Genomic DNA, 25,559 nt, shown 5'->3' on the forward strand with positions numbered 1-25,559 from the left:
ACGCCAACCCTGACCGGGCGCAATACGCAGCGCCGGTAAATCGGCGAATGATAAAGGAAGTTCGGAACCTGCGACACTTCCTGCCGGTCCAGTACATGGTCAGGTCCGCCAAACAGGGCTAACCTGACCGTTCAGCCAGGTCCGTGCCGTGCGGACCGTCACAGAGGCGGTGAACCGGCGACAGCAGGGAAGATTGCCGTTCACCGGCGCAGAAGGAGTTGGTAATGCCCTCGCTCGATAGCCTGAAAACCCTCAAGACCCTGACGGTCGATGATCGTCTCTACCACTATTACAGCCTGCCCGACGCCGCTCGCACCCTCGGCGATCTGCAGCGCCTGCCGATGTCGCTGAAAGTGCTGCTGGAAAACCTGCTGCGCTGGGAAGACGGCAAGACCGTCACCAGCGGCGACCTTTCGGCGCTGGCCAACTGGCTCAAGGAGCGGCGCTCCGACCGCGAAATCCAGTACCGCCCGGCACGGGTGCTGATGCAGGACTTCACTGGCGTTCCGGCGGTGGTCGACTTGGCGGCCATGCGCGCGGCCATGGCCAAGGCCGGCGGCGACCCACAGCGGATCAACCCGTTGTCGCCGGTCGACCTGGTCATCGACCACTCGGTGATGGTCGACCGCTACGCCAGCCCGCAGGCTTTTGCCCAGAACGTCGACATCGAAATGCAGCGCAACGGTGAACGCTATGCCTTCCTGCGCTGGGGCCAGAACGCCTTCGACAACTTCAGCGTGGTGCCGCCGGGCACCGGCATCTGCCACCAGGTCAACCTTGAGTACCTGGGCCGCACCGTCTGGACCCGTGAAGAGGACGGGCGCACCTACGCCTTCCCCGACACCCTGGTCGGCACCGATTCGCACACCACCATGATCAACGGCCTGGGCGTGCTGGGCTGGGGCGTGGGCGGTATCGAGGCCGAAGCGGCGATGCTCGGCCAGCCAGTGTCGATGCTGATCCCGGAAGTGATCGGCTTCAAGCTGACCGGCAAGCTGCGTGAAGGCATCACCGCCACCGACCTGGTGCTGACCGTCACGCAGATGCTGCGCAAGAAAGGCGTGGTCGGCAAATTCGTCGAGTTCTACGGCGATGGCCTGGCCGACCTGCCCCTGGCGGACCGCGCCACCATCGCCAACATGGCGCCGGAGTACGGCGCTACCTGCGGCTTCTTCCCGGTCGACCAGATTACCCTCGACTACCTGCGCCTGTCGGGCCGCCCTGAAGCCACGGTGAAACTGGTCGAGGCCTACTGCAAGGCCCAGGGCCTGTGGCGCCTGCCCGGCCAGGAGCCGGTATTCACCGACGCCCTGGCCCTGGACATGAATGAAGTCGAAGCGAGCCTGGCCGGGCCCAAGCGCCCGCAAGACCGCGTGGCCCTGAGCAATGTCAGTCAGGCCTTCGATGACTTCATCGGCCTGCAACTCAAGCCGTCGAGCAAGGAAGAAGGCCGCCTGGAAAGCGAGGGCGGTGGCGGCGTGGCGGTGGGCAATGCCGACCAGGCCGGCGAAGTCAGCTATGAGCATCAAGGCCAGCAACACCTGCTCAGAAACGGCGCAGTAGTGATCGCTGCGATCACCTCCTGCACCAACACCTCCAACCCCAGCGTGATGATGGCCGCAGGCCTGGTGGCGAAAAAAGCGATCGAGAAAGGCCTGCAGCGCAAACCCTGGGTCAAGAGCTCGCTGGCCCCCGGCTCCAAAGTGGTGACCGACTACTACAAGGCCGCCGGCCTGACCCAGTACCTCGATGCCCTGGGCTTCGACCTGGTCGGCTATGGCTGCACCACCTGCATCGGCAACTCCGGCCCGCTGGACGAAGCCATCGAGAGAGCCATCACCAGCGCCGACCTCACCGTCGCCTCGGTGCTCTCGGGCAACCGCAACTTCGAGGGCCGCGTGCACCCGCTGGTGAAAACCAACTGGCTGGCCTCGCCGCCGCTGGTGGTCGCCTACGCCCTGGCCGGCACCGTGCGCATCGATATCAGCCGTGACCCACTGGGCATCGGCAAGGATGGCCAACCGGTGTACCTGCGCGACATCTGGCCAAGCCAGCGGGAAATCGCCGATGCCGTGGCCAGCGTCGATACCGCGATGTTCCACAAGGAGTATGCCGAGGTGTTCGCCGGCGACGCCCAGTGGCAAGCCATTGAGGTGCCGCAGGCGGCCACCTATGTATGGCAGGACGATTCCACCTACATCCAGCATCCACCGTTTTTCGATGCCATTACCGGGCCGCTGCCGGTGATCGAGGATATCCACGGCGCCCGGGTGCTGGCCCTGCTCGGCGACTCGGTGACCACCGACCACATCTCCCCGGCCGGCAACATCAAGGCCGACAGCCCGGCCGGACACTACCTGCGCGACAAGGGCGTAGAGCCCCGCGACTTCAACTCCTACGGCTCACGGCGTGGCAACCATGAAGTGATGATGCGCGGCACCTTCGCCAATATCCGCATCCGCAACGAAATGCTCGGCGGAGAAGAAGGTGGCAACACCCTGTACGTGCCCACTGGCGAGAAGCTGGCGATCTATGACGCGGCCATGCGCTACCAAGCCGATGGCACGCCTCTGGTGGTGATTGCCGGGCAGGAGTACGGCACCGGCTCCAGCCGCGACTGGGCCGCCAAGGGCACCAACCTGCTGGGGGTCAAGGCGGTGCTGGCCGAGAGCTTCGAACGTATTCACCGCTCCAACCTGGTGGGCATGGGCGTGCTGCCACTGCAGTTCAAGCCCGGGCAGAACCGCAAGAGCCTGGCGCTGGATGGCCGCGAGCGTATCGACATACTCGGCCTGAGCCATGCCCAGGTGCAACCGCACATGACCCTGAACCTGAAGATCAGCCGCGAGGATGGTCGCCAGGAACAGATCGAAGTGCTGTGCCGGATCGACACCCTCAACGAAGTGGAGTACTTCAAGGCTGGCGGCATCCTTCACTATGTGCTGCGGCAATTGATCGCAGCCTGAAGTCAGGGCCCGGTCCTTGGTGACCGGGCCTTTGCCCTGTGCCGCAGAACACGTAGGATAAGCAGTAATGGCCAAAGGATGGCCGAAAGGCGTGTCCTCGACCGCAGTAACGCAGTCGAAGGATTCACGTTTTGCTTTTCAAAGGATGTCTCATGCTTGCTCCGCAATGGATCGGCCTGGCGCTGCTCGGCCTCGGTTATATCTTCGCCCTGTTCAAGGGCAACCTCGGCCTGCTGGCCCTGCCCACCCTGATTGCCCTGCTGTGCGCCGGCCTGCTGGTGCGTCGTGCCAGCCTCTGGCAGAAACTGGTCGGCCATGCCCTGTTCGTGATGCTGGCCATCGCCCTGGCCCTGCATATGCTGCCGGGCTTCAGCGGCGCCAAGGTCATCGACAAGGTGCGCTTTAGCAGCGACGCCCTGCCCTTTTCCATGTACCTGAACCTCGACAAGCCGCTGATTGGCTTCTGGCTGCTCCTGGCCTGCCCTTGGGTGCTGGCACTGAAGAACAAGCGCCCATTGGCCAGCCTCGCCCTGACCTTACCCGTGGTTGTCGCGGTGTGCCTGGGCGGTGCCTGGCTGTTGGGGATGGTCGCCTGGGCGCCAAAGTGGCCAGAGCAAGGCTGGGTCTGGGCAATGAACAACCTGCTGCTGGTGTGCCTGACTGAAGAGCTGCTGTTCCGGGGCTATATCCAGGGCGGTCTGCAACGGCTGCTAAAGAACCAGAACCTGGCCCTGCCATTGGCCGCCACACTGTTCGGCCTGGCCCACCTGGGTGGCGGCTGGCAATGGGTGTTGCTGGCTGGCCTGGCGGGTATCGGCTATGGCCTGGCTTACCGTTATGGCGGCCTTTTCGCTGCGGTTCTGTGCCATTTCGGCCTGAACCTGGCGCATTTTGCCGGTTTCAGCTACCCGATGCTGATGCCGTCGTGAACAGGCGGTCATTAGCTGACTTTTGTGTCAAAACCATGAAAGAATGCAGCTAATTTGTTGAACTTTGCACGAATGTCTTAGCGCAGGTCAGATCAGGACTCCTTGATCAAAATCAAACCCTGCAAATATTCATTCAACAAAACCCCCGGCGTGCCGATACCTTTCGAAAGCCTTGCGGATTGAACAGCTAATGCGTAACAACCAGCCGATTACCCAGCGCGAACGGACTTTCCCAGCTCAGCAACGGTTGATTTCGACCACTGATGCCAAGGGCGTGATCACTTACTGCAACGACGCTTTCGTCGAGATCAGCGGTTTCTCCCGCGAGGAGCTGATGCGCGCGCCGCACAACCTGGTGCGCCACCCGGATGTGCCACCCGCAGTGTTTGCGCATATGTGGACCACGCTCAAGCAAGGCCTGCCCTGGATGGGCATCGTCAAGAACCGCTGCAAGTCGGGTGACCATTACTGGGTCAACGCCTATGTCACGCCGGTGTTCGAGAACAATCAGGTGGTAGGTTTCGAGTCGGTGCGGGTCAAGCCCACCGCCGAGCAGGTACGCCGCGCCGAGGCCTTGTACCAGCGCATCAACCAGGGCAAACCGGCGATTCCGCGTCGCGACAAGTGGCTGCCGGTGGTACAGGACTGGCTGCCGTTCATTCTGGTCAGCCAGGTCGGCTTTTTGATCGGCAACTGGCTGGGCCACTCCTGGGGCTTCGCCCTGGCCGCCGGCCTCTCGGTACCGCTCGGCCTGCTCGGCCTGAGCTGGCAGCAACGCGGCCTCAAGCGCCTGCTGCGCCTGGCCGAACAGACCACCTCCGACCCGCTGATCGCGCAGATGTACACCGACAGCCGCGGCGTGCAGGCGCGCCTGGAAATGGCCATGCTCAGCCAGGACGCACGGATGAAAACCTGCCTGACCCGCCTGCAGGACACCGCCGAACACCTTAACGAGCAAGCGCGTCAGTCCGACACCCTGGCCCACAACAGCTCCTCGGGCCTGGAACGCCAGCGGGTCGAGACCGAGCAGGTCGCCGCCGCCGTCAACCAGATGGCCGCCACCACCCAGGAAGTGGCCAACCATGTCCAGCGCACGGCCGATGCCACCCAGGAAGCCAATCGCCTGACCGGCCGTGGCCGCGACATCGCCGGGGAAACCCGCGAAGCCATCCAGCGCCTGTCGGCTGCCGTTGGCGAAACCGGCCTGACCGTCACGCAGCTGGCCCGCGACAGCGACGAGATCGGTGGCGTGGTCGATGTGATCAAGGGCATTGCCGACCAGACCAACCTGCTGGCCCTGAACGCCGCCATCGAAGCGGCCCGTGCCGGCGAGATGGGGCGCGGTTTTGCCGTGGTCGCTGACGAGGTGCGTCAACTGGCACAACGCACCGCTGAGTCCACCGGGCAGATCCACGGCCTGATCGCCAAGCTGCAACAGACCGCCAACAGCGCCGTGCAGACCATGGAAAGCGGTCATCGCCAGGCTGAAGAAGGCGTTGCACGGGTGATGGAAGCCGACCAGGCATTGGTGGGTATCAGTGAAGCGGTGGCCAACATTACCGACATGGCCACGCAGATTGCTGCCGCCACCGAAGAGCAGACTGCGGTTGCCGACGAAATCAGCCGCAACATCAGCACCATCGCCCAACTGGCCGACCAGACCTCGGAACAGGCCCAGCATTCGGCACTGCTCAGCGAAGAGCTGACCCGTACCGCGACCACCCAGTACTCGCTGGTGGAGCGTTTCAACCGCTAAGCCCTTCCGCGCATCGCCTTTGGCGGTGCGCGGCTTCGCGCCTTACCAGTCGAGCGTCAGCCGGCTTTCGAAGTAACGCTCTGCACCGTTCAGCGGGTCCTTGAAGCGCAGGCTGTGGGCCAACAGCTTCAATGGTTTGCTGTAGTCGTCCGGCCCCTGAACGATGTCCGGATAGAACGGATCATTGCAGATACTCGCGCCCAGCGCGGTCATGTGCACGCGCAACTGGTGGGTCTTGCCGGTCACCGGCGACAGCCCGTAGCGCCACAGTTCGCCGTTTTTCTCCAGCACGTCGGCCAGGGTTTCGCTGTTGCTCAGCCCGTCCACCTCCTGCATGCGAAAGAACGGCTCGCCATTGACCAGGCGGCTCTTGTGCACCAACGGGAACGCACGCTCGGGCAAGGCGCGGGCGATGGCCTGGTAGCGCTTGTCGATCTGCCGGTTGGGGAACAGCGACTGATAGGCCGAACGGCTCTGCGGGTTGGCCGAAAACAGCACCAGCCCGGCGGTATGCCGGTCGATGCGGTGCAAGGGCACCAGATTGGGGTTGTCGAGACGACGGATCAGCCGGCGCAACAAGGTCTGCTCGACATACTCGCCAGTCGGGGTGACCGGCAAAAAATGCGGTTTGTCCGCCACCACCAGGTGCTCATCGATGTGCAGGATGGCCTCTTCGACCGGAATCGGCTTCTCGTTCGGCACTTCGCGAAAATAATGGATGCGCAGGCCCGGACGGTAGACAAGCGAGGCGCTGATCGGCGCCCCCTGAGCATCCAGCACCCGGCCGCGGGCGATGCGATCGAGCCACTGCTCGCGGCCAATGGCCTTGAAGTGCTCGCTCAAGCAATCGAGTACCGTCGCCCAGTTGCCAGGCGGCAGGCACACGGTGCTGGCTTGATGCTGAGCCGGATCGAAGGGGGGCGTGGCCATGGGAACACTCGAGACAGGTGGACCGGCCATTATCCCCCATGCCCGCCCGCTCAGCCAGCTTCGGCGGCTGCAGCCTCGGTGTACTCCTTGAGCCAGCGCAGCACCTCGACCGCCTCCCAACGGCTGGGATCGTAGAGGGCGTACAGCAGGCCCTGATAACCGACCACATCCAGTGGCCGATGATAGCCAGCACGCTGGAACAAGGCTTCGATCTCGGCGAAGCATGTGTTGAAGTGCACTTTGTTGAACGGCGTTTTGCCTTCCAGCACCAGGCCGTCAAGGCGCAACTCGAGCACCGCTTCACTCACGACCTCGACAGCCATGCGATTGACGGAATATTTCAGTTGTTCGACATTGACCATTGATCCGGACCCTCGACGCAAGCGCCACCCCTACACTGTATTTATATACAGCATATTCAGAGATGTCGCCGGCGTCAATCAGACAGCCGCTGTCAGACCAGGCCTGGCAGATAACCACTGTCGTAGCGAATGGTCAGCACCTGACGGCGCGGCACATTGGCGCTTAGGCCAAAGTGCACCCACTGGCCGAACTCCAGGATCAACTGATCGAACACCAGGTCACTGTCCATTACCCGCATGGCCAGCTCGCGGGGCGACAACCCGGCAGCGTTGATATCCGCCGCCAGGCCTTGAGTATGAACACTGCCGGCTGAGCCACCGATCGCCTGGTTCAGCGCTTGCGAGCGAAAGCCGCTGCTGACCAGGATCGGCCGCCCGATCAGGCTGCGAATCTCTTCGAGCCCGGCGCTGAGCCGTTGCAGGTTGCTGATGATCTGCTCATTGGGGGTATTGTCGATACCGCGACGTGCGGCGGTTTCCGAGACGGTCATCTCAGCGAGCGTGAAATGCGGGGAAAGCAGCATGGGACCATTCCTTGGCGTTTTGAATTCGCCAAGGATTGTCCCCGCACCGCTCAATCAACGCACGACAGGAAGCGGCTCCCCGCCCATGACTGCTTTACTTCAGAAAGGTCACGACTTGTTCGGCGTCAAACGGCCAGTTCAGCTCCGCCCCGGAATCACATCGGCGCAGCACAGGGATACGCAGGCCATAGGCTTCGAACATGCCCTCATGGTCGGCAATATCAACCAACTCGACCAGCAGCCCATGCTCGACAAACGGCATCAGCAGCGCCTCGGCCACTTCACACAGGTGACACCCCAGGGTGCCGAACAATTGGCATTCAGGAGGCATTTATGGGTACCAGCATCTGTAGGAACGGATCATTATTCTAGGTCTGCATTCGGGGCCAGTCGAGCGCCGCCCTTGAAGTCGGCGAACGGCATTGAAGTGCTGATGCACATCAATGGCCAAATGGCGCAAGTCGTTCAGACTTAATGGTTTTTTCGCTGTTTTCGCAAGGGAGTGTTTTGTGTTTGCCAACCTGTTGATCATCCTGGCCTCATCGCTGGTCGTCATCGCTATCTTCCGGCGCCTGAAGTTGCCGCCGGTACTCGGCTATTTGTGCGTCGGCCTGTTCGTTGGCCCTACCGCCCTGGACTGGGTCAATGAAAGTGAGGAGCTGCCGGACCTGGCTGAAATGGGTGTGGTGTTTCTGCTGTTTTCCTTAGGGCTTGAGTTTTCCCTGTCGAAGATGCTTGCCTTGCGCCAGGTGGTGTTTGGCCTGGGTAGCCTGCAGGTGATCTGCACCAGCATCCTGCTTGCCGGGCTGCTGGCCCTGCTGGGCATGCCGAGCAACGCGGCATTGCTGTTAGGCGCAGGTCTTGCGCTCTCGTCCACGGCAATCGTCAGCAAGGAGCTGACCAGCCTCGGCGAGATTTTCAGCAGCCACGGCCAGAACGCCATCGGCGTGCTGCTGTTCCAGGATGTGGTGGCGGTGTTGCTGCTGACCCTGGTCCCGGTGTTTGCCGGCCAGAGCGGCCAGGCTTGGTATTGGGCCTTGCCCTTGACCCTGGGCAAGACCGTCATCCTCTTCGTCGGCCTGCTGCTGGCCAGCCGCTGGCTGCTGCCGCGCCTGTTCCATGAAGTGGCCAGCTCGCATTCGGCGGAATTGTTCGTGCTTCTGGCCTTGGTGATCGTGCTGCTGACGGCATGGCTGACTCATTTGCTGGGGCTGTCCCCGGCCCTGGGGGCCTTCCTCGCCGGCATGCTGCTGGGCGAAAGCAATTACCGTCATCAGATCGAAGCGGACATCCGCCCGTTCCGCGACATCCTGCTGGGGCTGTTTTTCGTCAGTATCGGCATGCTTATCGACCTGCAACTGTTTGCCAGCCATGGCCTGCAGATCCTCGGCCTGACCCTGGCACTGCTGCTGGTCAAGGGCTGCATCGTCGCCGCCCTGGTGCGGGTGCGCGGCAGCGACGCTGAAACCGCCTGGCGCAGCGGCCTGGCCCTGGCCCAGGGGGGCGAGTTCTGTTTCGCCCTGATGGCGCAGATGCAACAGACCCAGCTGCTGCCCGAGGAGCTGGGGCACCTGCTGCTGGCCGCGACCTTCTGCTCGATGCTGGTCACCCCCCTGCTGCTCCGGGCCGCCCCCGGCATTGCCGCGCGCCTGCATCGCAAGCCCAACCAGGAAGTTCAACTGGAAGAAATCGAAGCCCAGAGCGCCTCGATGAACGGCCATGTGCTGATTTGCGGCTACGGCCGGGTTGGCCAGTCGATCGGGCGCTTCCTGCGCCGCGAGGACATTCCCTTCATCGCGCTGGATGACGACCCGGTGCGGGTTCAGGAAGCCGCCGCCGGGGAAAGTTGCGTGCACTACGGCGACTCGCGCCGTGGCGAACTGCTCACGGCCATCGGCCTTGAGCGGGCGCGGCTACTGGTGATAGCCGTGGACAAGACCGACATCGCCCTGAGCGTGCTCAAGGCCGCCCGCGCACGTCACGCCCAGGTGCAGATCCTGGTACGCACCCGCGACGACAGCCAGCGCGACGAGCTGCGTGCGGCCGGCGCCACGGCGGTGGTCCCGGAACTGCTGGAATCGAGCCTGATGCTGGCCTCCCATGCCCTGGTGATGCTCGGCCTGCCGCAAGATCAGGTACAGCACCGGGTGGATGAGGTGCGCAAGACCCGCTACCGCCTGCTGCATGCCTTCTACCATGGCGCCCAGACCAGCCCGGTCGACAGTGAAGGCCTGCCCAAGGCCATGATGCACGCGGTCAACCTCGGCGCCGAAGCCTTCGCTTGTGGCCGTACCTTGAGCGAGCTGGGCCTTGAACAACTGGGCGTCGAGCTGCAGGCGGTCCAGCGCCAGGGCGAGGAGCTGCAAGTGGATACCGGCACCTGCCTGCACGCCGGTGATGCGGTGCTGGTCAGCGGCCCGTTGAGCGCCGTGGAAGCCTGCCAAGCACGCTTGCTCGCCGGGCGCTGAACGATTCAGTCCTGACTGGTGGCGCCGATCTTGTGAATCGACAGGTCGGCGCCGTAATACTCTTGCTCCTGACTCAGGCGCAGACCGAGCAACAGTTTGATCCCCCCGTACACGGCAAAGCCGCCGATCAAGGCCACCAGAACTCCGGCCAAACTGCCGAGCAACTGGCTGACCAGGCTGACCCCGCCCAGCCCGCCCAAGGCACTCTGGCCGAAGATCCCGCAGGCAATTGCGCCCCATACCCCGCACAAGCCATGCAACGGCCACACGCCCAGCACGTCATCGATCTTCCAGGTGTTCTGCGCGGCGATAAAGCAGCCGACAAACAAGGCGCCGGCAATCGCCCCGGTAGCCAGCGCGCCCACCGGGTGCATCAGGTCGGAACCTGCGCACACCGCCACCAACCCGGCCAACGGGCCGTTGTGCAGGAAGCCCGGGTCATTGCGCCCTACCACCAAGGCCGCCACCGTTCCGCCAACCATGGCCATCAACGAGTTGACCGCCACCAGGCCGCTGACCCCTTGCAGGGTTTGTGCGCTCATGACGTTAAAACCGAACCAGCCGACGATCAGGATCCACGAACCCAGCGCCAGGAAAGGAATGTTCGACGGCGCAAACGCCACCAGCTTGCCGTCGCGATAACGGCCGTTGCGCGGCCCCAGCAGCAATACCGCCGCCAGTGCCAGCCAGCCCCCCATGGCATGCACCACGACAGAGCCGGCAAAATCATGGAAGCCTGCACCAAAACGTGCCGCCAGCCAGGCCTGCAGGCCAAAGTTGCCATTCCAGACGATGCCTTCGAAGAATGGGTAGACAAAGGCCACGATCAACACCGTGGCGCACAGTTGCGGGGCAAAGCGTGCCCGTTCGGCGATACCGCCGGAAATGATCGCCGGAATCGCCGCGGCAAAGGTCAGCAGGAAAAAGAACTTCACCAGGCTGTACCCATGCGCCTGGCTCAACACCTGCGCCGGCTGCAGAAAGCTGACGCCGTAGGAAATCCAGTAGCCGATGAAAAAGTACGCCAGGGTCGAGACGGCAAAATCGCTGAGAATCTTCGACAGGGCGTTGACCTGGTTCTTGTGCCGCACAGTGCCCACCTCAAGGAAGGCGAAACCTGCGTGCATGGCCAGGACCATCACCGCACCGAGCAAAATGAACAGCGTGTTGGAGCCGTGGACCAGGGTGTCCACTGCGCTTTGCAAATTTTCCATGGAGTAGGCAGGCCTGCAAAAAAGCACCAAGACAGCTCAGATACACCCCTTCGTGCACCAACCTGGATCGTTGTCACGGCCACCTCCCTGGCCAATCCGGGTGATACGGGAGTTTTTCCTTGGGTTTGTCGTGGATTGGGTTAAGGTTTACAGGTCCGGTGTTTGTCCACGCCCACAAGCGGCGCAGGCACCGGCCCTGGCGCACCACGGCAAAGCAAAAGCTGTACCAGTGAATTGCACTTGAACCTTCGCCCGCGCCCACGACTCGAAATAGCCATACACACTGTTAGGGAGAGCCCCATGGCCAGCAAATCGGCAAAGACTGCTCAAGAAATACTGATGGCTGACTTCCAGGCCCTGGTACGCGATACCGAGAAGCTGCTGGAACACACGGCAACCCTGGCTGGCGATCAGGCCGATGAACTGCGCGAACAGATCCACGACAGCCTGCTGCGCGCCCGGGAAACCCTGCAACTGACCCAGGACTCGGTACGCGAACAAGGCCAGGCGGCCCTGAGCGCCACTGAAGATTACGTGCAGAGCAATCCCTGGCAGTCGATCGGCATCGCCGCCGGTGTCGGCTTCCTGATTGGCTTGCTGGCCACCCGCCGCTGAGGACCGAGCATGGAAAGCGAACCACTGGCCGGCGCCGGCCCCTCCAGCAAGCGCCTCGGTGCGGCGGTACTGGGCCTGTTGCACGGCCATGTCGAACTGTTTGGCATCGAATTGCAGGAGCAGAAGGCCCGGACCCTGAGCCTGCTGCTGTTGGCCGGGCTGGCCCTGGTATTTGCCCTGCTGTTGCTGACCGCCCTCTCCGGCCTGGTGCTGGTGATGCTCTGGGACAGTTATCGTCTGGCGGGCATCGTTGGCCTGTGCGTGTTCTATGGGCTGGCGGCGCTGTTTTGCGGCCTGCGCCTGAAGGCTGCGATGTTCGATGAATCGTCGCCGTTCAGCTCGACCCTCGAAGAACTTGCCAAGGACCGGGAGCGCCTGTTGCCATGAGCCTGCCTGAACTACCGCAGTCCGCCAACCGCCGAGAGCTGCGCAAGGCCCTGGTGCGCCTGCGCCTGGAGATGCACCGCCAGGAGATTCGCCATGAGTCCGGGCAACTGCTCAACCCCCTGACCCGCCTGCGCGCCATGGGCGACTCGCTGCAAGGCGGCCTGGGCATCAAGCACGCGCCGTTGTGGGGCATTGGTGCCGTGGTGCTGCTGGGTTTCCTGACCGGCAAAGGCGCCCGCAGCGTTAGCGTCAGCCGCTTGGTGAAATTGGCCACCAGCTTGATCCCGTTGTTGAAGCTGGCCATGCAAGGCGCTGGTAGCAAGCGGTAAGTGCCGCCAGCACGACAGGCAGCGCCTGGGTTACGACCGCTGCGCGCGTGATCGCGGGTCAAGCCCGCTCCCACAGATCGGCGCGCTCACTCTTGATCTACCTGCCCCGACCTAAGCTCACAAAGCCACTTGCAGCGCCGCCCCCTAACCGCGAAGCTACCCCCCAGCCCCCGCACCGGAGAAATGGCCTTGGATTGGCACACCCTGCTCACCCGCGAACGCCTCGGCAAACCCCTGCACAGCCCCGAAGAACTCGGCCGCAGCCCGTTCCACAAAGACCACGACCGGATCATCTTCTCCGGCGCCTTTCGCCGCCTGGGGCGCAAGACCCAGGTACACCCGGTGTCAAGCAACGACCACATCCACACCCGCCTGACCCATTCCCTGGAAGTCAGCTGCGTCGGCCGCTCGCTGGGCATGCGCGTTGGCGAAACCCTGCGCGCCAGCCTGCCGCAATGGTGCGAACCCAGCGACCTGGGCATGGTCGTGCAGTCAGCCTGCCTGGCCCATGACATCGGCAACCCACCCTTCGGCCATTCCGGCGAAGACGCTATCCGTCACTGGTTCCAGCAGGCCGCCGGGCGCGGCTGGCTGGATGCGATGAGCGAGCCCGAGCGCGCCGACTTTCTTAACTTCGAAGGCAATGCCCAGGGTTTCCGGGTGCTCACCCAACTTGAGTACCACCAGTTCGATGGCGGCACCCGACTGACCTATGCCACCTTGGGCACCTACCTGAAGTACCCCTGGACTGCGCGCCATGCCGACGCACTGGGTTACAAGAAACACAAGTTCGGCTGCTACCAGAGCGAACTGCCATTGCTCGAACAGATTGCCCGCAAGCTCGGCCTGCCACAGCTCGAAGAACAACGCTGGGCACGCCATCCACTGGTGTACCTGATGGAGGCGGCCGATGACATCTGCTATGCCCTGATCGACCTGGAAGACGGCCTGGAAATGGACTTGCTTGACTATGCCGAAGTGGAGTCGCTCCTGCTGAGCCTGGTGGGTGACGACCTGCCGGAAACCTACCGTCAGCTGGGCCCGGACGACTCTCGACGGCGCAAACTGGCGATCCTGCGCGGGAAAGCCATCGAACACCTGACCAACGCCGCCGCGCGTGCCTTCGTCGAGCAACAGCACGCCCTGCTGGCAGGCACACTCCACGGCGATCTGGTCGAGCATATGCATGGCCCGGCCAAACGCTGTGTATTGCAGGCCAAGGACATCGCGCGCAAGAAGATCTTCCAGGACAAACGCAAGACCCTGCATGAAATTGGTGCCTACACCACCCTGGAAATTCTCCTCAACTCGTTCTGTGGCGCCGCCCTGGAGCAGCACGGCGGCCGCACGCCCTCGTTCAAGAGCCGGCGTATCCTCGACCTGCTGGGTAACAACGCGCCAAGCCCCAACGCCTCACTGCACACCTCCTTCCTGCGCATGATCGACTTCATTGCCGGGATGACGGACAGCTATGCCAGTGAAATGGCCCGTGAAATGACTGGCCGTTCCAGCCCAACCTGAACGGCTGCGACGCACTGTCCGGGTACCGGACGGTGCGTGCGTATCCGTAGCAAGTAGGAAATAACTTACACGCAGATAACGATCATCAACAGACCGGCACTTTCGTAACTTCACCTTACTTTCAACCCGCCCAACACCCGCCCTACAAAGAACCCTCTGTAATCTCCGCTTGCAAAGTTAGTAGGACTTTTCCTATATATCGATTAACACGCCTTGAGTTCATGTGCGACCAGTTCTATCTGCGTTAAGGTGCTATTCCTCTCTGGCACCTTTATGGAAGTTCAACATGTACTCTGTATTCATCGTCGACGATCACCCGGTCATCCGCCTGGCGGTGCGCATGCTTCTGGAGAACGAAGGCTATCGAGTGGTCGGGGAATCGGACAATGGCGTGGACGCCATGCAAATGGTTCGTGAATGCCTGCCTGACCTGATCATCCTCGACATCAGCATCCCGCGGCTGGACGGCCTGGAGGTGCTCTCGCGCTTCCATGCCATGGGCGTCCCCGCAAAAATGAAAATCCTGGTACTGACCGCGCAATCGCCGGCGCTCTTCGGCAGCCGCTGCATGCATTCGGGCGCCGCTGGCTATGTGTGCAAAGCAGAAGACCTCTGCGAACTGCTCAGCGCAATAAAAGCTGTACTTTCCGGCTACAACTATTTCCCAAGTCAGGCCATCAACCCTGTACGTCGCCAGGATGATTCGGTATCGGAACTGGACCTGTTCAAACAGGTCAACGATCGCGAACTGATGGTTCTGCAACTATTTGCCCAAGGTAGAAGTAACAAGGAGATCGCCCAGGGCATGTTCCTCAGCAACAAGACCGTCAGTACTTACAAGAAAAGACTGATGCAAAAGCTCAAAGCCAACTCACTGGTCGAATTGATTGAGATGGCGAAACGCAATGCACTGGTTTGAGGCCACTCATGCATAGGCAACGCCTGATCCTGTTACTGTGCGCTGCCCTGGCCTGTCTGAGCCTTGCCGCCCAGGCAGATGAAGTCGCCGCCAGCCTGTTCACGCTGTTCAGCCGTGCCGGTGCGCTGCCCACAAAACTGCCACTGACGTCGACCCAGCGGATGTGGGTCCAAGGCAAGGGCCAACTGGTTCTGGGGACTTCAGCGCCGGACTACCCGCCCTTTGACATGACCGCCAGCGGCCGTGATTACGAAGGCCTGACCGCCGACTTCGCCGGGTTGATCGGTTCGGCACTGAACCTGCCGATCCAGGTTCAACGTTTCGCTACTCGCCAGGAGGCGGTTAAGGCCCTGGTACAAGGACAGATCGACCTGCTGGGCAGTACCAACGGCTTCGAGGCAGCGACTCCCGGCATTGCCCTGTCCAAGCCTTATGCCGTCGATCAGCCGGTGCTGGTGACCCGCGAGAACGAGTCACGCCCGCTCGATATGGGCCTGGCGGGCCTGCGCCTGAGCATGGTCTATCACTACCTGCCGTTGGATGAAGTGCTGGCCAGTTATCCTGATGCCACCATCCAGTCATACCCGTCCTATCAGAATGCACTCAATGCGGTCGCCTTCGACCAGGCCGATGTGTTTCTGGGCGATACCATCTCGACCCACTACCTTATCAACCAGGGCCATCTGCAAAACGTCAAGATGGCCAACTTCGGCAAGCACGAGCCCGTAGGCTTCAGCTTCGCCGTGCGACACGACAACCAGACCCTGCTGGAACTGGTCAACACCACCCTCGACCTGGTGTCCAGCAGCACCCGAGAAAGCATCTTCAAACGCTGGAGTGCCGGCAGCGACGTCTTGCTGACCGACCGCAAACTGCAGTTGTCACAACGTGAGGAGCGCTGGCTGAGCGGGCATCCGGTGGTGCGGGTGGTGGTTAACGAAACCGCTGCGCCGTTGACCTTCTTCGATAGCGCCGGCAACTTTCGCGGGATTGCCGCCGATTTGCTGGAACTTATCCGCCTGCGTACCGGGTTGCGCTTCGAAGTGCAACGGGCCAGCGGTATCAGCGATATGATCGACCGCCTCAACCATGACCAGGCGGACGTCATCGCAGCGATTTCACCCAGCCCTCGTCGCGCCGGGACCCTGGCGATCAGTCGCCCTTACCTGGAAAACTCCTACGTACTAATGACCCGCAAGGGTGCCGACAGCCCCGATTCGCTCGAGCAGATGGCCGGCCGGCGTCTGGCCCTGACCCGCGACAGCCCCTTGTACGATGATTTGCGCCAACGCTTTCCCGACATTCAACTGGTGGAGACCGAGAGCACGTTCTACTCCACTTCATTGCTGGCCAGTGGCCAAGTCGATGCGGCCATCACGGCGCTGATCAATGCCAACTTCAGCCTCGTGTCCCAGCGCGACTTGATGATCCGCTCCTCGGTCGGCGCGGAACCGGCCACCTTCGCCATGGCCACTGCGCGCAACGCCCAGGAACTGGCGTCGATCCTCGACAAGGCGCTGTTGAGCATCGACCCGGAGGAACTGGGCATCATCAATAGCCGCTGGCGCGGCTACAGCACCGAAACCGACGCCTATTGGCAAAAATACCAGCGCCTGATTCTCCAGGTGGTCCTGGGTACCAGCCTGTTGCTCCTGCTGTCACTGGCCTGGAACGCCTGGATGCGCCGCCAGATCAAGCAACGTGAGGCCGCCGAACGGGCCCTGAACGACCAGCTCGAGTTCATGCGCGCCCTGCTCAACGGCACTCCCCATCCCATGTACGTTCGCGATCGCGACGGACTGCTGCAAAGTTGCAACGACAGTTACCTGGAAGCTGTCGAGGCGCAACTGAGCGACGTGCTGGGCAAAAGGATCCAGGACAGCACCCTGGGCGACAGTTGCTATGCCAGTCAGATCCAGGCCGATTACCAGAAGGTCATGCACGAAGGGATCCCGTTGATCGTTGACCGGCCGCTGTTGCTCAAGGAGCGCGAACTGACCATCTACCACTGGATCCTGCCTTATCGGGATTCCCTGGGCGAAGTCCAGGGGATCATTGGCGGCTGGATCGATATCAGCGAGCGACGCCAGCTGATTCAGGACCTGCGCCTGGCCAAGCAGCGGGCCGATGACGCCAATCGCGCCAAAAGCGTCTTCCTGGCGACCATCAGCCATGAAATACGCACGCCGATGAATGCCATCATCGGCATGCTCGAACTTACGCTCAAACGCGCGGATCAAGGGCATATCGATCGCCCGGCCATCGAGGTAGCCTACAATTCGGCCAAAGAACTGCTGGCCTTGATTGGCGACATCCTCGACATGGCGCGCATCGAATCCGGGCACCTGACCCTCGCACCGGAGCCTGTCAACCTGGCGGAGCTGGTCGAATCGGTCGGTCGCGTGTTCGATGGCGTGGCCCGGCAAAAGGACCTGCTCCTGCGCCTGGAGATTGCCCCGCAGGCCCACTGCGAGGTCCTGCTCGACCCCCTGCGTTTCAAGCAAATCCTGTCGAACCTGGTCAGCAACGCGATCAAGTTCACCGAAAAAGGGCAAGTCACCGTACACCTGGCCCTGGAGCCCGGCCCCGCTGCCAACCGGCCGACCTTGCGGGTAACGGTACAGGACAGTGGCATCGGTATTAGCCCACAGGACCAGCAGCGCTTGTTCCTGCCGTTCGCCCAGGCCAACCCGGACAGCAACCTGGCCCGCAGCGGCACCGGCCTCGGCCTGGCGATCAGCCGCGACCTGTGCCAGTCGATGGGAGGCAACCTGACCCTGCACAGCGTGCTCGGCCAGGGCACCCGTGTGCACATCGGCATGCCCATGACCCTGTTGGCGGAAACCCCCAAGCCTGCTCCGGCACCGCCAGAGCCCTGTGCCGTGCTACCTCCGCTGCGCGTACTGGTCATCGATGACCATCCCGCCAACCTGCTGCTGATTGCCCAGCAGCTGACCTTTCTGGGGCTTGAGCATGCAAGCGCCGACAATGGACTGAGTGGCCTGAGCACCTGGCGCCAGGGGCAGTTCGATGTGGTGATCGTCGATTGCAACATGCCACAGTTGAATGGCTACCAGTTCACCCAGGCAGCGCGAGACCACGAACGGCAGTATCAATGGGTCCCCTGCACCATCCTCGGCTACACCGCCAACGCCCAGCCGGAGGTACGCGAGCGCTGCCGCCAGGTTGGCATGGACGACTGCCTGCTCAAGCCCATCAGCCTCAATGCACTGAGCCGGCGCCTGGCCGAAGCGCCCTTGCTGGCCGCACAGCCGCCAGCGCCTGCACCGCTGCCATTCGACCTGCAGGGGCTGGAGCCGGTAGTGGGCAAGAGCATGAGTGATTTACGCCAACTGCTCGAAGAACTGCTGCGCAGTTTCAAACATGACCGCGCCTCGCTCAAGGCCATCGATCCGCTCGGCGATGCAGTGCAACTGATGAATCAGGCACACAAAATTCTCGGACCCGCCCGCATCATTCAGGCCGACAGTCTGATTCAGGCCTGCGAGCAGCTGGAGGCCGATTGCCAGAGCAACCAGGCAGCATCGGTATTGGAGGATCGCCAGCAGCAGCTACTGAGCGTCTTGAGCGCGCTTGAAGACGCGTTGCAGGGGTACTTGCACGCACAGCCAGCCCAACCATCGCGGGGCAACACCTGAACAGGCGGCGGGGCAGAAACGAAAACGGCGGCCACTGGGGCCGCCGTTTCAGCAGGATCAGGAAGCCGGGTTAACCGGGTTTTCCGGATACCAGGCGTCCAGCAACGGGCTGACTTCGATTTTGGTCAGTTCGCTGCGGCCTTTGAGCCAGCTTTCAACAGTTGCACGCTGCTCTTCAGTGACCGAGCCACGCTCAGCCTTGCAGACCAGACCGAAGTCGTCGCCGCCAACGTAGTCCAGACCATTGGCATCCATGGCGTCATCCAGGAAAGCATCGAGGAAGGCGTCAATGGCTTCGTCGGACAGATCTTCCTTGAATTCCAGGTTCAGCTCAAAACCCAGCTCCTGGAATTCATCCACGCAGAGTTTTTTGCGCAGACGGCGGGAACGGTTAGTGGCCATGAAACAATCCTCTTGAGTATTAACGCGCGGCACTTTACCAGTTTCGCCGCGCCCTTGCCGGACTAAAAGCCGATAAGCTGCTGCTCGATCCGGTATTCACAGGCCCATGGGCCTTCGGCTTGGGGCATAATGCGCGCTATATTTTTCCGTATCGGGGCCTTCACCTTTTTTCGCTCCGTTTTTTTCACCCCTCGCTCGCAGGGTTTTATCGCACATGATCAGATCTCTTCGCCCTCTTTTGCTTGCCGGCCTGCTGATGCCCCTGGCGCTTTCCAGCCACGCGGCCGCGGTCAACACCACGCTCTCACCGAAAGTGCAGCAAGCGCTGAAAACCAACAAACTGCAGGATTCGGCCCTGTCGCTGGTGATGCTGCCGCTCAACGGCCCGGGCACCCCGACCGTGTTCAATGCCGATGTCTCGGTCAACCCGGCCTCGACCATGAAGCTGGTGACCACCTATGCCGCCCTGGAAATGCTCGGCCCCACCCACCAGTGGAAGACCGAGTTCTACAGCGATGGCCCGCTGCGCAATGGCGTGCTGCAGGGCAACCTGTACCTCAAGGGCGGTGGCGACCCGAAACTGAACATGGAAAAGCTCTGGCTGCTGATGCGCGACCTGCGCGCCAATGGCGTGCAGACCATCAGCGGTGACCTGGTGCTTGACCGCAGCCACTTCATCCAGCCGCAACTGCCGCAGTTCAACGATGACGGCGGCGATGAGAACAAGCCCTTCCTGGTCAAGCCCGACTCGCTGCTGATCAACCTCAAGGCCTTGCGCTTCGTCGCCCGTAACGACGGTGGCAAGGTCCTGGTGTCGGTCGAGCCGCCGATTGCCAACATTCGCATCGACAACCAGGTCAAGGCGGTCAACGCCAAGCAGTGCAGCGGCGACGTGCGCTACAACCCGGTGGTTCAGGCCGACGGCGTCAGCGTCGTGGTCAGTGGCCAGTTGGGCGATGGCTGCAACTCGCAAACCTACCTGTCGCTGCTTGATCACCCGACCTACGCCGCCGGTGCGGTACGGGCGATCTGGAACGAACTGGGTGGTAGCATCCAGGGCCGCGACCGGGTCGACAACGTGCCGAAAAGCGCCCGTTTGCTGGCGCGCGCCTTCTCTCCGGACCTGGTCGAGATCATCCGCGACATCAACAAGTACAGTAACAACACCATGGCCCAGCAGTTGTTCCTGAGCCTGGGTGCGCAGTTCCGTACCGACGCCGATGGTGACGACGCCCGTGCCGCCCAGCGCGTGGTGCGTCAGTGGTTGGCGAAAAAAGGCATCACCGCGCCGCACCTGATCATGGAAAACGGCTCGGGCCTGTCGCGCGCCGAACGGGTCAGCACCCGGGAAATGGCGGCCCTGCTGCAAGCTGCCTGGAACAGCCCGTACGCCGCCGAGTTCATCAGCTCGATGCCGCTGGTGGGGATGGACGGCACCATGCGCAAGCGCCTCAAGCGCACCGCCATGACCGGTGAAGCGCACATCAAGACCGGCACCCTGAATACCGTACGGGCCATCGCCGGCTTCAGCCGCGACAGCAACGGCAACACCTGGGCGGTGGCGGCGATCCTCAACGATCCGAAACCCTGGGGTGCTTCGGCAGTGCTCGATCAGGTCCTGCTGGACCTGTACCGCCAGCCAAAGCTGGTCAACAGCACCGCCGCCATTCAGCCCTGAGCCTGGCTCAGGGCTGTTCGCCCTCGACCCGGTCGCGGCCAGCCTGCTTGGCCGCATACACCCCCGAGTCGGCGCGCAGCAGCAAGGCATCGGCGCCCTCCCCGGGGCGCCAGCCGGCTACGCCGAAACTCGCCGTGACCATGCCGACACCGTCCACCGGCATACTGCGCAAGCCCTGCCAGAGTTCCAAGGCCAGGGTGTAGGCCCGTTCGGCATTGCTGCCCGGGCACAGGACCATGAACTCCTCGCCACCCAGGCGGCAGAACACGTCGGTGCGGCGCAAGCGATGGTTGATGCGCTGGCACAGGCTGCGCAGTACATGGTCACCCACGGCATGACCATACAGGTCGTTGATCCGCTTGAAGTGGTCGATATCCAGCATGATCACTGCCAGATCCTGACTATCGCGCTGGGCCCGCTCAAGTTCGGTTTTGAGCCGCTCCTGGAAGTAACGCCGGTTGTGGATGCCGGTCAGCGAGTCCGTCACTGACAACGCCCGCAGCTCCTCCTCGACGCGTTTGAGATCGGAAATATCCGTCAGGTAGCCATGCCACAAGGTAGCGCCCTGCTCGGCCGGCTCCGGCGTGGCCTCGCCACGTATCCAGCGCATCCCGGCCGCCGGCAGGACCACCCGATACTCCTCGCGCCAGGGCGTCAGGTGATCGGCGGAGTAGCGGATTGACGCGCGCACCCGCGCCAGATCGTCCGGGTGAATGCGCTCGAACACCGCCGTCGCATCCTCGCGCAGACGCTGCGGGTCGATCTCGTAGATATCGCGCAAACCTTCGCTTGCATAGCTGAAACAGGAGTGGCCATCGCGGTCGAGGTGGAACTGATAGATGCCACCGGGCACCTCGGCGCTGAGTTTCTCCAGCAGGCGGTCACGGGCTGCCAGGGCCTCGTGCACACGCTTGCGCTCCGTGACATCGATGCAAATGGCCAGGTGCCCGACCCACAGCCCGTGCTCGTCGAGCACCGCGGTGACCAGCATATTGGCCAGCAGGTGGCTGCCATCCTTGCGCAACAGCGTCCACTCGCCCGGTTCGCTTTCACCCTCCTGGACCGTCTCGGCAAACATCGCCTGGGCCGCGCTGACCTCGCGGCCATAACGTTGGCTCAAGGCTCGTGCGCGGGCCTGCAGTTCCTGCGGCAATACCAGATCTTCAAGGGTCAGTTGGCCGATGACTTCAGCGCTGTGATAGCCGAGCATGCGTTCGGCACCGGCGTTGAAGGTACTGATCACCCCGCGCAAGCTGGTGGCAATGATTGCCACCTGGGTCGCGGCATCAAGCACGCTGCGCAGCTGATTATGGGTGTCGCGCAACGACTGCTCGCTGACGCGCAACTCGCCAGTGCGCTGCTCGACCAGGGTCAGGGCCCGCTGGCGCTGGCCGAACAGGCTGAACAGCAACGCGCTGAGCAACAGGCTGAGCAGGCCGCCAAGCAGTACCACGGCGTTCACCGCCGAGGAGCGATTGGCCTCCATGAACGCCAGACTCGGCTGAATATCCAGCTGGTAGTCATGATCGGCCAGGCGCAACAGATGGCTGGCGGTCAGCTCAGTGCTGGCGCCCTCGTTGCCCGACTGAAACAACACCTCGCGCCGGCCTTGCCCGGACAGGTCGAGAATGCGCACTACCAGATTGTCCTGGCTCGGGCTGGGCAGCCCTTCGGCCATCAGTTGCTGCAGGCTGATCACCGCCAGCACGTAGCCGTCAGGGGCGCTGGCAGTATTGCCGGGCGCGAACACCGGGGCCACCATCAGCACGCCCCGGGTAAAAGCCGGATCGACATTGCTCAGGTTCAGCGGCGCCGAAACGGCCATGCTGCCAGGCTGCCGGGCGCGATCCAGAGCAGCCTGGCGCAGCGGTTGGGATAGCATATCCAGGCCCAGGGGCTGCGCCTGGTGACTCAGCGCCTGGGTGTAGTACAGCGGATAATAAAACGGCCGCGGCGCCGCGACCTGCAGGCTGCCCGCGTCAGTGAGTTCATGGATGGCAAAGGGTTTGCCGAGTGTCTGTGCGGCGCCGCGCTCGAACGCCTCGCGCGCCTCGCCGGCTACCCGTGGCGCCCAGGCATAGGCCTGGGTCCGGTAGAGCAAAGGTTGGGCATAGCCGTTGAACGCATCCAGGGTAACGTTTGAGGAGAACACAAAGAAACGGCGCAGGCCGTCAAGACGCTGCACCTGGTCCTCGAAGCGTTCTTCGATACGGCTGTAGCGTTCGCTGGCCAGCAGTTCGAAGCGCTGCCGCAGCTGCTGGTGGTACAGGTCATGAGTCGCCAGCGCCAGCAGCGCTGTCAACAGGCTGCCGGCCACAAACGCCACACCGGCCACCAGCCAGGCGGAAACTTCTTCGCTGACAAAGCCGAGCATCTTCGGACGAGCGACGTGCATCGACATAGAAAGCACTCAAAACGCCAGCGTCCTGCGGATCGCGGGCTCTGATTGAGTTATAGCCATTAGCCATTAACGAAGCAATCATCGCCCGCGACAATCAGCCGATCAGCGCGCCTGGATCTTCCATGCCCGGTGAATCTTGCTATTGCGGGCAAAGTCCGGGTCCAGGGTCTGGGCACTGATCTCTTCCACCGCGTAGCGCTCAGTCAGGTTTTCATCGAGCTGGAACTTGCGGAAGTTGTTCGAGAAGTACAGCACGCCCCCCGGCGCCAGGCGTGCCACGGCCAGGTCGAGCAACTCGACATGATCGCGCTGCACGTCGAATACGCCTTCCATGCGCTTGGAGTTGGAGAAGGTCGGCGGGTCGATGAAGATCAGCTCGTACTCGTCGCGGCAGGCTTGCAGCCAGGCCATGACGTCGCCCTGCTCCAGGCGGTTCTTGTCCGAAAAGCCATTGAGCGACAGGTTGCGCCGCGCCCAGTCCAGGTAGGTCTTGGACAAATCGACGCTGGTGGTGCTGCGCGCACCGCCCTTGGCCGCATGCACACTGGCCGTGGCGGTGTAGCAGAACAGGTTGAGGAAGCGCTTGCCCGCAGCCTCGCGCTGAATGCGCAGGCGCATCGGACGGTGGTCGAGAAACAGCCCGGTGTCCAGGTAATCGGTGAGGTTGACCAGCAGCTTGACGCCGCCCTCCCGCACTTCCAGGAACTGACCCTGGGTGCTCTGGCGCTCGTACTGACGGGTGCCGGTCTGGCGCTCACGGCGCTTGACCACCACCCGGCTCTGGTCGATACCCAACGCCTGGGGAATCGCTGCCAGGGCGTCGAACAGGCGCGCTTGGGCTTTTTCCGGATCGATCGAGCGCGGTGCGGCATACTCCTGCACATGCACCCAATCCTGGTACAGGTCGATGGCCAGGGCGTACTCGGGCATGTCGGCATCGTACAGGCGATAGCAACTGACGTTCTCGCGCTTGGCCCACTTGCCCAGTTGCTTGAGGTTCTTCTGCAGGCGGTTGGCGAACATCTGCCCGCCTTCGCTCAGGCGGGCCGGCTCGCTGGCCACGGCAGCGGGCGAACGCTGCTCGGCAACTTCGCCGTTGCGCTCCGGCTGACGGCGCTCGCCGGTGACGAACTGATCGGGCTGGACCTTGATCAACAGCAGCTTGCACGGCAAGGCGCCGTTCCAGAAGGCGTATTGCTTGTGGCTACGGATGCCCATGCGTTTGCCCAGGTCCGGGGCACCGGTGAACACCGCCGCTTCCCAGTTCAGGCAGGCCTGGCGCAGACGCTCGCCGAGGTTCTGATAGAGGTACAAAAGGCTGGCCTCGTCGCCCAGACGCTCGCCATACGGCGGGTTGCAGATCACCAGGCCTTTCTGGTTCTGGTCCGGGCGCGGCTCGAAGGTGCCGACTTCGCCCTGGTAGATCTTCACCCAATCGCTCAGGCCTGCGCGTTCGACGTTGTTGCGGCCTGGCTGGATCAGCCGTGGATCGGCTTCGTAACCACGGATCCACAGCGGTGGACGAGCCAGGCCGGCTTCGGCACGGGCCAGCGCCTCGTCATGGAGTTTGCGCCACAGTGCTGGCACGTGGCCGAGCCAGGCGCTGAAACCCCAACGCTCGCGACGCAGGTTCGGTGCGATATCGGCGGCGATCATTGCCGCTTCGACCAGGAAGGTGCCCACGCCGCACATCGGGTCAGCCAGGGCGCCGCCTTCGGCGGCGATGCGCGGCCAGCCGGCACGGATCAACACCGCGGCAGCGAGGTTTTCCTTCAACGGTGCAGCGCCTTGCTGCAGACGGTAGCCGCGCTGGTGCAGGCTGTGGCCAGACAGGTCCAGGGACAGGATCGCCTCGCCGCGCTCCAGGCGCAGGTGCACGCGCAGGTCAGGGTTGAGCTTGTCCACCGACGGGCGCTCACCACTGCTGGTGCGCAGTTTGTCGACGATCGCATCCTTGACCTTCAAGGCGCCGAAGTGGGTGTTGTCGATGCCCGAACCATGACCGCTGAACTCCACCGCCAGCGAGCCGCTGGCTTGCAGGTGATCCTGCCACTCGACTTCATTGACGCCGTCGTAGAGGTCGTCGGCGTTTTTCATGTTGAAGCGCTTGAGCACCAGCAGCACGCGGTTGCCCAGACGCGACCACAGGCACAGCCGGTAGGCGGTTTCCATGTCGGCGGTGCCGCGAATCGCCGAGGTGTGCTCACGCACTTCTTCAAGGCCAAGGCCACGCGCTTCTTCGGCAAGCAGGCCTTCAAGGCCTTTGGGGCAGGTGAGGTAAAGTTCGAAACGGTCCGACATGGGGTATCCAGAGCCTTGAGCAATAAAGTGGAAGAGCAAGCGCATCGCCCTTCCGATGTTTAATCGAACGCCTTTCCACAGCGTTCGAGTGGCGCTTTTTTACGCCGGGCCACCCGCCAACCTGACTTTTGCCATGGCAGAAAAGTCTTTGATTGCCGAGCAGAATGAAAAATTCAGGTAAAAAACCGGGAAAAATGA

The 25,559-nt window shown here is 62.6% G+C and carries 19 protein-coding genes; 11 read left to right on the forward strand and 8 right to left on the reverse strand.

The genetic code is table 11. From position 1 onward, the window contains the following. The first annotated feature begins 224 nt into the window (after window positions 1-224). The 3 genes from acnA to BV82_RS18630 all read left to right on the forward strand — a co-directional run bounded on the left by acnA (window position 225) and on the right by BV82_RS18630 (window position 5,651). Window positions 225-2,966 (forward strand): aconitate hydratase AcnA, encoded by a 2,742-nt coding sequence (gene acnA / locus BV82_RS18620; RefSeq protein ID WP_036996422.1) that lies wholly within the window; start codon window positions 225-227, stop codon window positions 2,964-2,966. A gap of 152 nt (window positions 2,967-3,118) precedes the next feature. Beyond that, window positions 3,119-3,895 carry a CPBP family intramembrane glutamic endopeptidase gene (locus tag BV82_RS18625; protein ID WP_010223347.1) on the forward strand — a complete coding sequence of 259 codons (777 nt, stop codon included), beginning with the start codon at window positions 3,119-3,121 and terminating at the stop codon, window positions 3,893-3,895. 190 nt (window positions 3,896-4,085) lie between these two features. Then, window positions 4,086-5,651, forward strand: a complete 1,566-nt coding sequence (locus tag BV82_RS18630) for a methyl-accepting chemotaxis protein (RefSeq protein ID WP_010223346.1) — start codon at window positions 4,086-4,088, stop codon at window positions 5,649-5,651. Window positions 5,652-5,693: 42 nt separating this feature from the next. Here the strand turns inward: BV82_RS18630 and BV82_RS18635 are convergent, their stop codons facing one another. The 4 genes from BV82_RS18635 to BV82_RS18650 form a co-directional block, all read right to left on the reverse strand. After that, a complete protein-coding gene (locus tag BV82_RS18635) occupies window positions 5,694-6,581 on the reverse strand; it encodes a pseudouridine synthase (protein ID WP_036996424.1) in 888 nt (295 codons plus the stop codon). Window positions 6,582-6,631: 50 nt separating this feature from the next. After that, entirely contained in the window at window positions 6,632-6,943 is a 312-nt protein-coding gene (locus tag BV82_RS18640) for a hypothetical protein (RefSeq protein WP_010223344.1), read from the reverse strand. Window positions 6,944-7,035: 92 nt separating this feature from the next. Continuing rightward, window positions 7,036-7,467 (reverse strand): D-Ala-D-Ala carboxypeptidase family metallohydrolase, encoded by a 432-nt coding sequence (locus tag BV82_RS18645; RefSeq protein ID WP_010223343.1) that lies wholly within the window; start codon window positions 7,465-7,467, stop codon window positions 7,036-7,038. A gap of 94 nt (window positions 7,468-7,561) precedes the next feature. Continuing rightward, window positions 7,562-7,798, reverse strand: a complete 237-nt coding sequence (locus BV82_RS18650) for a glutaredoxin family protein (protein ID WP_010223342.1) — start codon at window positions 7,796-7,798, stop codon at window positions 7,562-7,564. Between the two features lie 178 nt (window positions 7,799-7,976). Between BV82_RS18650 and BV82_RS18655 the strand changes: the two genes are divergently transcribed. Further along, the gene (locus tag BV82_RS18655; protein ID WP_036996425.1) at window positions 7,977-9,935 is read left to right on the forward strand and encodes a monovalent cation:proton antiporter family protein; all 1,959 of its coding nucleotides are present in this window, start codon (window positions 7,977-7,979) and stop codon (window positions 9,933-9,935) included. A gap of 5 nt (window positions 9,936-9,940) precedes the next feature. Here BV82_RS18655 and BV82_RS18660 read toward each other — a convergent pair whose 3' ends face one another. After that, window positions 9,941-11,149, reverse strand: a complete 1,209-nt coding sequence (locus tag BV82_RS18660; RefSeq protein ID WP_036996426.1) for an ammonium transporter — start codon at window positions 11,147-11,149, stop codon at window positions 9,941-9,943. 300 nt (window positions 11,150-11,449) lie between these two features. Between BV82_RS18660 and BV82_RS18665 the strand changes: the two genes are divergently transcribed. From BV82_RS18665 to BV82_RS18690, 6 genes are all read left to right on the forward strand, one after another. Continuing rightward, window positions 11,450-11,764 carry an ElaB/YgaM/YqjD family protein gene (locus tag BV82_RS18665; protein WP_036996427.1) on the forward strand — a complete coding sequence of 105 codons (315 nt, stop codon included), beginning with the start codon at window positions 11,450-11,452 and terminating at the stop codon, window positions 11,762-11,764. A gap of 9 nt (window positions 11,765-11,773) precedes the next feature. Beyond that, window positions 11,774-12,151, forward strand: coding sequence for a phage holin family protein (locus BV82_RS18670; protein WP_010223337.1), 378 nt, complete (start codon window positions 11,774-11,776; stop codon window positions 12,149-12,151). Beyond that, window positions 12,148-12,480 (forward strand): hypothetical protein, encoded by a 333-nt coding sequence (locus tag BV82_RS18675; RefSeq protein WP_036996428.1) that lies wholly within the window; start codon window positions 12,148-12,150, stop codon window positions 12,478-12,480. The genes BV82_RS18670 and BV82_RS18675 overlap by 4 nt, the downstream gene beginning before the upstream one ends. Window positions 12,481-12,669: 189 nt before the next feature. Then, window positions 12,670-14,001 carry a deoxyguanosinetriphosphate triphosphohydrolase gene (locus tag BV82_RS18680; RefSeq protein ID WP_010223335.1) on the forward strand — a complete coding sequence of 444 codons (1,332 nt, stop codon included), beginning with the start codon at window positions 12,670-12,672 and terminating at the stop codon, window positions 13,999-14,001. Window positions 14,002-14,287: 286 nt separating this feature from the next. Beyond that, window positions 14,288-14,920, forward strand: coding sequence for a response regulator transcription factor (locus BV82_RS18685; RefSeq protein WP_010223334.1), 633 nt, complete (start codon window positions 14,288-14,290; stop codon window positions 14,918-14,920). An 8-nt stretch (window positions 14,921-14,928) separates the two neighbouring features. Then, window positions 14,929-18,579 (forward strand): transporter substrate-binding domain-containing protein, encoded by a 3,651-nt coding sequence (locus BV82_RS18690; protein WP_036996429.1) that lies wholly within the window; start codon window positions 14,929-14,931, stop codon window positions 18,577-18,579. 57 nt (window positions 18,580-18,636) lie between these two features. Here the strand turns inward: BV82_RS18690 and BV82_RS18695 are convergent, their stop codons facing one another. After that, the gene (locus BV82_RS18695; protein WP_010223332.1) at window positions 18,637-18,981 is read right to left on the reverse strand and encodes a YggL family protein; all 345 of its coding nucleotides are present in this window, start codon (window positions 18,979-18,981) and stop codon (window positions 18,637-18,639) included. A gap of 214 nt (window positions 18,982-19,195) precedes the next feature. On the opposite strand from BV82_RS18695, the gene dacB reads away from it, so the two are divergent. Continuing rightward, window positions 19,196-20,659: a D-alanyl-D-alanine carboxypeptidase/D-alanyl-D-alanine endopeptidase gene (gene dacB / locus BV82_RS18700; protein ID WP_026001339.1), complete on the forward strand. Its 1,464-nt coding sequence runs from the start codon at window positions 19,196-19,198 to the stop codon at window positions 20,657-20,659. A 7-nt stretch (window positions 20,660-20,666) separates the two neighbouring features. On the opposite strand, the gene BV82_RS18705 is transcribed toward dacB, so the two are convergent. Both BV82_RS18705 and rlmKL read right to left on the reverse strand, forming a co-directional pair. Further along, complete coding sequence (locus BV82_RS18705; RefSeq protein ID WP_010223330.1) at window positions 20,667-23,060, reverse strand: sensor domain-containing diguanylate cyclase; 2,394 nt, start codon at window positions 23,058-23,060, stop codon at window positions 20,667-20,669. Window positions 23,061-23,162: 102 nt separating this feature from the next. Then, complete coding sequence (rlmKL, locus tag BV82_RS18710) at window positions 23,163-25,361, reverse strand: bifunctional 23S rRNA (guanine(2069)-N(7))-methyltransferase RlmK/23S rRNA (guanine(2445)-N(2))-methyltransferase RlmL (RefSeq protein WP_036996430.1); 2,199 nt, start codon at window positions 25,359-25,361, stop codon at window positions 23,163-23,165. Between the last annotated feature and the right edge of the window lie 198 nt (window positions 25,362-25,559).

Source organism: Pseudomonas donghuensis, from assembly GCF_000696345.2.
GTDB classification, from domain to species: Bacteria; Pseudomonadota; Gammaproteobacteria; order Pseudomonadales; family Pseudomonadaceae; genus Aquipseudomonas; species Aquipseudomonas donghuensis.